7 protein-coding genes and 1 pseudogene are annotated in these 11,812 nt (G+C 50.2%); 2 read left to right on the forward strand and 6 right to left on the reverse strand.

All coding sequences use genetic code 11. The features are described 5' to 3' along the window. Nucleotide 1: 1 nt before the first annotated feature. The 6 genes and pseudogenes from GZZ87_RS15960 to GZZ87_RS15980 all read right to left on the reverse strand — a co-directional run bounded on the left by GZZ87_RS15960 (nucleotide 2) and on the right by GZZ87_RS15980 (nucleotide 10,271). Entirely contained in the window at nucleotides 2-1,732 is a 1,731-nt protein-coding gene (locus GZZ87_RS15960) for a Na+:solute symporter (RefSeq protein ID WP_162024570.1), read from the reverse strand. Between the two features lie 20 nt (nucleotides 1,733-1,752). Beyond that, nucleotides 1,753-3,348 (reverse strand): sulfatase, encoded by a 1,596-nt coding sequence (locus GZZ87_RS19795; protein ID WP_244648106.1) that lies wholly within the window; start codon nucleotides 3,346-3,348, stop codon nucleotides 1,753-1,755. Between the two features lie 18 nt (nucleotides 3,349-3,366). Further along, nucleotides 3,367-5,157, reverse strand: a pseudogene (locus tag GZZ87_RS19800) (family 16 glycosylhydrolase); the annotation flags it as partial. 41 nt (nucleotides 5,158-5,198) lie between these two features. Next, nucleotides 5,199-5,672, reverse strand: coding sequence for a hypothetical protein (locus tag GZZ87_RS15970; RefSeq protein WP_162024572.1), 474 nt, complete (start codon nucleotides 5,670-5,672; stop codon nucleotides 5,199-5,201). A gap of 164 nt (nucleotides 5,673-5,836) precedes the next feature. Next, nucleotides 5,837-6,652, reverse strand: a complete 816-nt coding sequence (locus tag GZZ87_RS15975) for a hypothetical protein (RefSeq protein WP_162024573.1) — start codon at nucleotides 6,650-6,652, stop codon at nucleotides 5,837-5,839. A gap of 25 nt (nucleotides 6,653-6,677) precedes the next feature. After that, a complete protein-coding gene (locus GZZ87_RS15980; RefSeq protein WP_162024574.1) occupies nucleotides 6,678-10,271 on the reverse strand; it encodes a hypothetical protein in 3,594 nt (1,197 codons plus the stop codon). A gap of 293 nt (nucleotides 10,272-10,564) precedes the next feature. Between GZZ87_RS15980 and GZZ87_RS15985 the strand changes: the two genes are divergently transcribed. Both GZZ87_RS15985 and GZZ87_RS15990 read left to right on the forward strand, forming a co-directional pair. Next, the gene (locus GZZ87_RS15985; protein ID WP_162024575.1) at nucleotides 10,565-11,113 is read left to right on the forward strand and encodes a DUF4136 domain-containing protein; all 549 of its coding nucleotides are present in this window, start codon (nucleotides 10,565-10,567) and stop codon (nucleotides 11,111-11,113) included. A 45-nt stretch (nucleotides 11,114-11,158) separates the two neighbouring features. Then, on the forward strand, nucleotides 11,159-11,701 hold the full coding sequence (locus GZZ87_RS15990; RefSeq protein WP_162024576.1) for a DUF4136 domain-containing protein: 543 nt from the start codon (nucleotides 11,159-11,161) through the stop codon (nucleotides 11,699-11,701). Nucleotides 11,702-11,812 lie beyond the last annotated feature (111 nt).

Below are 11,812 nucleotides of genomic sequence, written 5' to 3' on the forward strand. Positions count from 1 at the left end.
TTCAAGAAACTGACTCCGCAGCGCGATCTGCTTTACGGATAATAAAATACACCGTGCCTGAAATCACATAGAGGATCAGCGCAAAGCATAGCAGCACCTTCGCATCCACATGGTTGATCATGGCGAGAACTGACATCATGACGGCAATCGCTGCTAATGTAATCGCCACCATTTTAGCAGGTAAAGTGGACGACTGCAGATCTTCGGTCTCGTGGAAAGACAGCTTCGAATCCTGCACGCGCTGCCAGCCTGGATGCTCATGTTTTTCGACGAGTTCCAATACAACCAATACTACGAACGGCACCAAAATACCGGAGCACAAATCAGCAATGCGCGCATGCGCCATGACCCATTCCGAAAGCCCTTGAAGCAAACTGATGCCAGTCAGAAAACCATCCCCCTTTAAACCGAACTTCACCACGACAGCTGCCATGAACCCAATCAGCGTGGTTCCCCAGACAGCCTTCACGCCAATCTTGCGCGAGAAGAGTCCCCAGATCGTCGGCAACACCAACGGCCCAGTCAGTAATGTGGTAAGGTCTAAAATAAACGCGGTATAGCCGTAGCGTGGAATCAATAGAGAACCTGCAATCACGATACCACCGAGCACCACCGTAAAGATGCGCCCCATACGGACCAGTTGCTGATCAGTCGCCCCCGTATTGATCAGTCGCTGATACACTTCGGTAGTAAACGCACCGGCAAATACATTGAGTTGCGAAGTCGCCGCACTCGCAGTCGCCGAGGCCATCGCAGCCACCATCAGCCCCATCATCCCCGCAGGCAGCACTAACTGACAGGACAAAATATACGCCTGCTCGACATCAGCATCTGCATTCAATACGCGATACACCAGCGGCGGCAGCATCCAAAACAACGGGCTAATCAAATACATTAAACCGAAAATGAAGGCCGCCTTCTTCGCATCCTTCGCGGTAGGCACACAGGTGTAGCGCTGCACAAAGCTCCACTCACCGCCGATTTTAAAAAAGTGTATCACCACCCAACCTGCCATGAACCACCAGGTAAAGTCAGCGGCCACGGGTGATGTAAACCCTTCGGGTGCCTTATCTAAAAAGGACGTCCAACCACCCGCTTCCAATAATATGAGCGGCACCACAAAAACAACCGATACGACTAGAATAACGAACTGTAAAACATCCGTCATGAGCACCGCCCATAGTCCGCCGGAGAATGTAATGATGATGACCATCAAGCACAGCACCACCGACGTAAATGGCACCGACAGCATCCCCGTCGATGCGTCCGCCAGCAAGTGCCCTTCAGGTAGTGGGATCAACGCGCAGACGATTTTAGCCAATGCATACACCGCACCACCGATCGCAAAGATGCCAACGGTGCCTTGAAACCACGTATAAAACTGGACGATGGATCCACCGAAACGAAGCTGTAAAAATTCGGCTGCGGAATTTACTCCGAGCTTACGCCAATACCCCGCGAGGAACCATCCCACAAACATCGCGGCCACGCCGTAGCACATATTAATCGCCACTGCCACAAAGCCATATTTGTAAGCGATACCACCCCACACGACAAAAGTGCCAGCGGAGAACATTGTCATAAAACCGGACAAACCGGACACCCACCACGGCGACTGCCCGCCTGCGGCGAACATATCTTTTGAGCTTTTCATCTTGCCTGCAAACACCATGCCAGCACCAACGATGCCTAGGACGTAGAGGACAATAACGATGTAATCAACAAGTTGCATAGTGGGGTTGTCTCTTGAAATTATTTAGTCGAACCAATTAGGTTGTGGTTCAATTGCTGCAATAATTGCGCAACCAGCTGCGGATTATCATCGGCGACATTCTTCGTCTCTGTGGGATCGATTTCATGATCATACAACTCAACGAAAACAGGATCAGCACCTAAATCCTGCGTATCTTTCCAAGCGATAAAGCGGTAACGATCCGTGCGCATCGCATAGCCCATTAGGTGATTCTCAAATAACTCGCGATCCCAGGTCTCCCCCATCTGCGCCTTGATCTCGTCTTCAACCTCCATCAACAACGGACCAAAATATGTTTCGCGCATCGCAGGACGAATCGGAAAGCCGCCCCACTCGCGAAGTGCAGGACTAGGAAACTGGCTAAAGGCCGCGGCCTTCCATGCTTGTGTCGGATCTTCCAGCAAAGGCTTAAAGCTGGTGCCCTCCAAATGCTCTGGCAGTTCCAGACCGGCAAGGTCGCAAAGCGTCGGGTAAATATCCAGTAACTCAACCAATGCATCGGTGCGCTGCCCCTGACTTGCCGCCGACAGCTCAGGCGTCCAAATCATCAGCGGCACACGTGTGGCTAATTCATAGTTCGTCGCCTTACACCAAATCCCCATCTCACCGAGATGAAACCCGTGATCACTCCATAAAATGATAATCGTATTATCACGCACACCCGATTCATTCAGCGCATCAATCATGCGACCAATCTGTGCATCGACATAACTCACACACGCGAGGTAGGAATGCTTTAGCGTGCGAGCCATCTCGTCATCAATCGCACCCGACTTCGGAATGCCATCACGCACACGAAGCTCAAAGGATGGGTGCAGACCAACCATCGCACCGCCTTCTGGTCCTTCGGGCTGAGCAGCAAGTGGAATCGCATCATGATCATATAGATCCCAGTATTTCTTAGGAGCCACCCAGTTGAGGTGTGGCTTATTCATACCGAATCCGAGAAAGAAGGGCTTGTCGCCCTCTTGCACCATTTCTTTTAAAGTCTCAATCGCGAGGTCGGTGTGATAGCCGTCGATATATGTATTATCTGGCACATCGGCGCACTCATACGCAGGCCCCATCGCAAGGCCGTATTTCGCGACTTCCCCATATTTCGCAAACATTCCCTTACGGCTGGCTGCTTTAATCTTCTGATTCGCCTCCAGTGCAAATCCGTCCTTACTAGGAGCTACACCTGTTGGAAGTTTGTCGAACGAAGGCTCACGGTTCCACGACTGTGGATCCATGTCGCCATGGTGATAAATTTTGCCACAAAAGACTGTATCGTAACCATTCGCACCAAACTGCTGAGGTAGCGTTAGAATGTCGGGATTCAACTCGCGAATCTTTACATAATTATGAGTAATTCCCGTCGTATCTGGACGAGCACCGGTCATGATGCTGGCTCGCGAAGGACCGCAGATTGCTTGCTGACAGTAAGCGCGCTCGAACAGTAATCCCTCGCTCGCAAGCCGATCCATGTTAGGCGTCACCGCAACTTCCGAGCCATAGCAACCGAGCTCAGGGCGAAGGTCATCTACTGCAATGAAGAGAATATTTGGCTTCTTTTTTTTTACACTGCTAGAATCGGCAGCCACCACAGGCTTCATGCTATAAGTGAGTTGCAATACTGGGCGTTGATCCGCAGTCGATTGATCGGCACTAAAGCGGCACATGCGGTTACCTGTCTCTGGCATAGCCTTGAGTAACAGGTTCAATGGCTCGCCACTTAGCTGCGCTTGCTGAGCAGACGTAACCAATGCGTCACTCGACGGGAAACTACGATACCCCTCTTCACTGCAATCAAAACCTGGCATCGTCGTGAGCACTTCCGGATAAAAATCACCGCCCGGTGTATTCCAGTCTTCCGAGCCAGTGCGTGAGTTCCAGCTCGCCCCGGAACCGACTGCAGGAATACGGAAACCATCACCATAGCCTTCTACAAATGAGCCCTTTAGTTGGTGAAGATCGACGCCAGTCACCTTTCCAAAACCAGAATCATTATAGAGGCTCAGATCGACACTGTCGATGACAGCACCAGCGGGCAACGAACTGAGATCAAAGGATAGCAGTCCACGTATACGATTACCACGGAAGCAACCGATAATGACGTCGTTATCGCCGCCATTATTATCAGCAGCTCGCTCTTCGCGAATATAGGATGCGGGATGGTCAATACCATTCAATCGATCACTGAGCACGTGAATCACAGGCGCATCGACCGACACACGAACCGTTGCGCGGTTGACAGCACTGCCGACTGTCGCACTGCACTGCAGCACATACTGCCCTGCTTCTGTAAACTTAACTTTGGTGCTCGTTGCCTTGGCATTTTGAATGAGCACTTTCCCGGGACCAGACACTTTAGCCCATTGCACAACGGGCGATAGGCCTTCGTCACTTAGAGACAGCTTTGCTTCGAGTGGTAAGACAGCATCCGTATTCGGCAAGAATAGGCCGCCCTCAATGCCTGGCGCTGCGATCTCAACAGTTGCGTGCGGCACTTTTTCGAAGAATCGATAGTAGTCATACTGCGTTTGATTCGGCAGTGTGCTATCATCCACACCAGTGGTTTTCTTGCCAATTTTACCCGCCAGGCAACTGAGCCAGACATTCACGTCACAGTGAGGAAACTGAGTCGCATCGGTCGCCCGCATGAGCTTACCGTTAAAGTAATAACGCAGCTCAGTCGGCGTAAATTCCATGCCATACACATTCCATTCAGTCAGAGGCCGTTTCGTCGTGATCTGCTTCGTGCCAAACTTGCGGTGCTCATCCGGGCGCCAGCGGTGCGCATCGATTTGATAATGGTATGGGTCGGACGAGTCTGTCTCAACAGGATCGAGTTCGATGTGCACACCGTCTAAAGGAATGTCACTTAAAACCTTATCGCGCATCATCCAAAAGGAAGAGTGCCAGCCCTGCCCCTTTGGCGCTTTCATACGTGTCTCGTAGTAACCATACTTAAATAACTTCTTCGTGATAATGCCGCCACCAGTATAATCATAGGTTTTGCCATCCACTTCTGTCTTCTGCTTTTTCAAGTGAATGCGGAAAAGACCATCCGAAACGGAATTGTTAGCAGGCAGTTGCGTGCTCCACAATTTCGAACCCGTGCGGTAATACCATCTGGACTCATCCACAGTATCGCCTTCAAACTCATCTGAAAATGCCAGTGCATAGCGTCCGCTCAAATCAGTGCCAGTATAAGGCTGCAGATCCACATCACTGGCAGGATCGATCATTGGAATCGTCGCATCGCTCTGCTGAGCGTCAAACGCAACGTGCCCAACTGAACCCGATGAAGCGACTCCAATTGCTGGAGCTTGACTGGGTTCATTATCAGCCGTCGCAGATGACATCGGCCAAGCCGCACACGCTGCGACAGTTAGTAAAAGTGATTTTATCATAGTAGTCATGCCTGGCAGATGATCCTTTAGGTCTAAGAGACAACCCAGTCCTACTTTTTACTATCCCAGTAGGCTTTCTTCTCCTTGCCAGTGGCGAGGCCATCTTTGTTCGCGTCGATCGCATCAAAAATCGCACCGACCTTTGATTCAGAATACTGCCAGCCCTTCTTCTCATACTTAACTTTTTCCTGAGCTAAATACTCTGCCTTGGTTTGGTCGGCCTTATGAGTCTTTTTCGGAGTCGGCTTAGATGTTGTGGCAGCCGGCTTCGCAGCAACTCTTGCTTTCGCACCCGCTGGGTCTGCCCAGTAAGCCTTCTTCTCATCACCACTGACGATGCCATTGCCATCGGCATCCATAATCGCAAACTGCTTCTTCAGCTTGGCTTCGTCAAACGGCCAGCCTTTCGCCTCAGCTTGCTTCTTTTGCGCCGCTAAAAATTGATCCAGAGTTGAGTCGCCTTTTGCTGCGAACGCTGAGGTAGCCACAGTTGCGGCCAAGATGAGTGTGATGTATTTCTTCATGGTATTTCTTATTTTTATTGGGGAACTGTATTACGAATGGTGTGACTTGGTTAGTGACAGTGGTGGTAAGTGTTCAATATAGGCGAAATCACGAAATCGTGATATACGTTTTTGCGCAAGTAACGCCATGTTTTGCGTCAGTTGTGTATCAGATACGTTGCCGATCACGGAGTTACACTTTCTTCGGTCGGTATCGTAATGCGCACAGGAGCGCTCTGCTCGGATACCTCGTCGGAGACATTCTCAACGGATCGGCTCGTTGCTGGCACCACAAACTCGGTAAACGTAATCCGCGAAGTGTTACCTCGTTTGTAATGAAATAAAATCAACTTACGGTCTGCCTGACGCATCATAATACGTCTACGGGCAACGACATATGGCTTCTCACCGTCGGTCGCGGCAATCAACATTTTAAATAATGGATGCCCATCCTTGCCTTTCAGTGTCAGTGTATCGGATTCATGTCGCTCTAGCATGAAGGAATGCTCACCGATTTCCCCTTTCACGATGTGATCACTAAAGTTAATCATCTTAACCTGGTTTGCTTTTACAAATTGCGGCCCCACATCTACGACTCTCGAAAAGTAGCGATCTTTCGACGCTTTAACGATGACGACGATTTTAGTGCCGGGTTTTCCCAGATCAGCAGAAATCATCGGCGTCCGGATCGGTTCTCCCTCAGGTGTAACGCCTGTTTCTTTAAAGAAGCTAAGCGTGGGAGATCCCTTATAACTGAATGCACGCGACATACTCTGGTTGATCAACGCGATCTGATAGACCTCTCCCTCGGTGTCGAATTGAAACACTGTATCATCGTGTTCACCCTTGGTAATATCGTAGCTGTTGTAGTCCATCAACAGAACGTGAAAGACGTAGCTGAACTTCTCAGCGGCATTCGTCTGAGCAGATAAGCTGCCACCGCAAAACAGACACAGCGCGTAACAGGAGAAACAGAATAGAACGTGCTTATAAACATTCATGGTAATAACAATGCGGGACAATAGATTAGATTTCGTCCTTATTAAGGAAACGGAAAGAAACGACTCGAAAGCGTCGGCCAAATTGCAGGTTCACCGCAGAACTGGGCGCATCAAAACTGGCATCACCTGTCGCACTGCCACTCTCAGCAGAATCCACATACTCAGGAATACGCTGAACCACCATATCACAATATGCTTCAGCCATCGTGCCATCGGATACCGGGTCTTTGACATTCCCATAGGCTCGAATTGTAAACGTATCACTGCGAGCAGTCAGAGCTGACCCCAGCTTTGACAACAGATCCGATTGCATGAGTGCACCTGGCAAGCCTTCCGCATAGGGGCGACCATTGATGACATCGAGCGAATCCGCATCCAATGCTCCCGTAGGCCCCGTCAACTCTGGTGTAATTTGAAAATCGTCCCACAAGCCATCACCATCGCTCTGACGTTGCCATTCCTCGTCCAGGGCTGGCTTGCCATTGACCGCCGACTGATCGATCGCATGTTGAAGTGGTCCGCAATACGCGAACCGCGGATTGTTGGCGTCTAAGTCAATCGAGCGGTTTATAAACTCTGATAGCGACCGAAATGGTATGCCCTGCTCCGAACGACGCGTGCGAATTTCTTTAACAATCTCCTGCGCAAGTGAAGAGATCTGCGCGTCGGTTAATGAGCGATACCCCATAGACATCGAAATATCGTCGTTGCCATAGCTGGGAACTTGAGAAGTCGAAGTGACCGCAGGACGGGTAAATCGCGAATAATTATGGAGTAAATCGGCACCCTCGCTCGAATTATCATCCCCCGCAACATTCGGTAGCACCTCGACATCGCGCATAGCTCCCAACACGGCCTCCCATGCCGCTATAGAGGTCGAATTAATATTGAAGCCACCTTCTACGGCCATCTTAGACGCAGCTCGGCTAGCATTGAGTAATTCCTCATCCGTCGCATCTCCCCAAATCTTCATACGGCTATTGGGAAGGTCTCCAGAGCCAGGCGAGGTATTATCCGGCAAGATCGAGGAAAAGAAATATCCGTCCCAGAGCAGATCGTTTAACAAATACGAATAGTCATAATGCGCACCCGCATAGGTCGATGGTGTCTGCCCATCGAAGTCAGCATTCGTGATGACTTTGCTGACTTCATCCAGATCCAGATGCACATTCGCAAACGAGTTTCCAATCGCGTAAGCTGGCGTCGTATGGGGCTGCTGCTTGTTCGCAAACCAACCGATGTCCAACGAATCAGAGATCGCATCCACGTTGATTAGGTTCGCTTGTGATAGCTGACCGATACTCAACGGCGGCTCGATTGGATATTCATACAAGATAGCCCGACCATCATTGTCGTCAAAAGTCAGTGGACTGTTACTCAAGCCGACGTAGGCTTTCATTTCACTCACCGCTTCGGCATCATAAATTTTTTCTGCATCAGCAGACCATAGATCGACTGGGCCGACATTAAGCGGATTATAAAGGAACTCGTTGTTCGGATCGAATATCGCAGCATGCAAGCCAAAGCTGGGGGAGCGTGGATTGAACTGTGTATAAAGATGCGGACGCCGCGCTTTAGTATTCTCAGTGTTCAACTCAGACTGTGGAAAAGCCATCGCAAAGGCATGCCCCCATGTGCGCCCATCAATCGAAGCACTTTCAGAACCGAAGCTCTTATATTCCTTCAGTGCAGTTCGATTGATATGGGAGAATTCGGTATCAGGCTGCGGCTCATAGGTCTCCGACGAACCGATGACGTCAATGTGTGTATCAAAGCGAAAGCGATTACTATCATCTACAGGGTGATGATACTGCCCCGTTTTATCAAAGCCTGGCAGCTGAGTCGAGTTAGTGACCTGAAACTGACCATTGCCCCCGAATGTGAAAGAAGCCACGCGTGTTTCCTCAGTATAGCTGGTCGCATTGTGACGCGGCTTATCTTCGATATCATACAACCCCGCAACCAACTTCCACTGCGGCTGACCTGTGCCCTGATTGAATCGAAAATCTAGACGACTCTTATCCGTCAAGGTCAGATCCCGCATCGGCGAGGTATAGAAGCCCCATAATTGTCCTCCGATGAATCCCCCAGGCTTCAAATAATTAGCTTCGTTCGCTGCCTGATTTGCACGGGTCGCCAACCATGAGTGATGCGGCGCTACAAAATTCAATGCCTCGCCGGGCTGCAGTGTTTTAACCGCATCCGAGGGGCCAATCGTAAAGCAGAGAGTCCAGCGACGCTCGTCATTCACTCGAACCATATCACTTGTGCTCAGCAAATCCATGACTTTGGCATTACCATTCGCAGTATCGATGATTTGCATCGGTCGACACTCGACCATCAACTGAAGTTCAGGAATCGGCATCTCTCGATCATAAGGATTCCAAAGTGTCGCCACGGGAAAAATCCCCATACTGTATTCAAAGAAATCAGCTCGATTCGAATCAATCGTCGGATCCCCCCCGTTCCCGGCTTTCTGCATCGCAAACCCATGCACCTCATACTGAAAGCGCGTCAGGATCGGCGCGAAGTTCACGCGATCATTGGCGTGTTTCACCGGTGGAAGATCACGCCCCGAATCAACGCAATAGCCGTAATAATCTGCCAACTGCTCCCACAGCGGACCGCCAGGGTCACCCTCGACAGGATCTCCCCCAGAGGCGGGTAAAAACATCGGCCCAGTCAGACCGTATGTTGCAGGATCCGACAATACAGTGGATAAGTCCGTCTTGATGCCGCCTTCCTTGGTATTCACCAGCAGTGCATTCGATGTTGTCGTAAAATCATGAAAGTGCGCCTTTAATCCAGCTTCCGTCACTGACGTGTTTACGAGACCTAAATCGCTAAAAGTCGCAATTCTAGACGATAACGAATTGTTACTTTTCCACAATGAAGGAGTGGCATCAAAGTAGCGCGTTGGACTACTCGGATCAGTAAAATAATCACTTGATGCCGCTGGATCGAATACTTGAGCCATCGCGCCATTATAGTAACCCACCTCAGTATCGTCGCCATTACTTGCAAAATGAGGATTCCCTGAATTAATCCGAGCCTTCACGCCTTCATCACTCACCCAATAGGCAAACTCTCCGACTTCGTCTGATCCATTTTTGGATAGCGTTTCCAAAGGAACAACCACACGTTGCGCTGCAGAGGTGCCTGATGCGGCAGACACCAGCTCAATCGTGTCCACTTCAGCCACCCTCGCATCAGGATCGATGCCACTGACTAACCACTGTGAACGCTCGAGGTCGAGCCCCACCACTGCATCATTTGCATCATCTGTCGCGGCCTTACTCGACCACACCCCAGTCCACATAGTCTGCCCCTCAACCCCCCCCGTCACGGTCAGATCTGCCGTTCCCGCTACAGGCGGATACAGTATTTCAGCACGAGCAGTCACTCGCTGATCGGGCCCTGCCAATTGCTGCAAACGCCCTAAAGCATGCATCGCAGCCAACTTTGCATTTTGCCGAGCTAACAGCTGCGCACGGCTATTTGCGGCACTACTCGTCTCCACACGAACCAGCGTGGTGATGCTTAAGAGTAATAACAGAATGAACGCCATCAGGGACAGCGCGATCACAAGGGCAAAGCCACTACATTTTGAATTTTTCATAACTGGGCATAGGGAAAAGAATACTCACAGAATAATACCAATTAGTGAGCCTAATGCACAGTGACATTCCTGTCATTTCAACGGCGTATGCTACCCATCCGCAACGCGGCAGGCACCTCACTGCACTAAATTTAAAGTAATGCACTTCAGGGGATTAGATTTAATCCATGAGGTGCCCTGACGACGAGCCTCACATGCTCAAAACATACTCGATCGCGCAAAAAACATAGTGGATTCTGCCATAGCTCCGTTGGCATTTGCCTTTCCTGAACAGCAGGTAATTTTCATATCCCATGAAACCTGCCATTGCCCTGCTACTGCTCCTATCACTTGCCATCTTCTCCGGTTGCACCACGACACCCTTTCAGGTCAAGTCGAACCCTGAATCCGTCGATAAAATCAAAGGCTACCAATGCTTTAAAATCGATTCCCGCGAAGCACGTGCCAAATATCAGGACGTATCACTCAGCCCGATCGTCGATAGCCGTATCGCGACTGAGCTACGTGATGCGCTCAAGATGCGCGGGTTCACCGACGATTGCGAGAAGCCCGACTTCCTCGTGACCTATGCCACCAAGAAGACGACAGTCACCCGAATGACTGACATGGGCATGCCCGTCACTCCAGGCAAATACCCATACACCAGCTTCGCCGGAGAGCAGGCCATTGATGTCGAGCAATTCAAACAGGGCACGTTCATCTTATACATCATCGATGAGCCAACAAAGGAGGTCGTTTGGTGGGCAATTTACCAAGAGCGTGAACGCTGGGAACCTGCAACCGACAAACAGGTGCGCAAGATTCTCGTTGATATCTTAGCGAAACTTCCGACTGGCAGCTAATTGCCTCCACCCCCTCACTTTAGTGATCACTCACCATCAAATCTCATGAAGTCTGCACTCACCTCCCTACTCCTGCTCTCTTTAGTCGCACTCTCTGGCTGCGTGTCGCCTGTCACAGTCGACTACAACACCCACGCCGCACATAAATTCAGCCGCTATCAATGCTTTGATATCGATACCCGAGAAGAGCGCGCTCAATATCATCAAGTCTCGCTCAACCCATCGACCGATAGTCGCATCCTCTCAGAGATCAATGCAGCTTTAAAGGCACGAGGTTTCTCAGACACATGTGCACAACCAGACTTTCGCGTGACCTACTGTGTCACCAACGAAACGATGACTGAGGTAAATACCAAAGATACCTCTGGCGCAGGCCGTGGAGTCGCTTACGTATTCCGCGAGAACTTTAGATTCGAAGTCGATAAATACCAAAAAGGCACCTTCCTCCTAAGCATTATTGACGAGCAATCCCAAGAGGTTGTTTGGCAGGCCTCTTACTCTAAACGCTGGGATGCAGAACGTCCGACTGACGAGAAGATCCGCGAAATCATCACCGAAACCTTGGCACAATTCCCCCCAGAGTTGTAAGTGCCAAGAGGCTCTAGCAACTCGGAGGATATTGTTAAAGGAGGCACGACTCTAACTTTTCGCCCTGATCCTGACTCACAAATATATCGTAATGATTTATTTTGTAGTAGA

The organism is Lentimonas sp. CC4, from assembly GCF_902728235.1.
Lineage (GTDB): Bacteria > Verrucomicrobiota > Verrucomicrobiia > Opitutales > Coraliomargaritaceae > Lentimonas.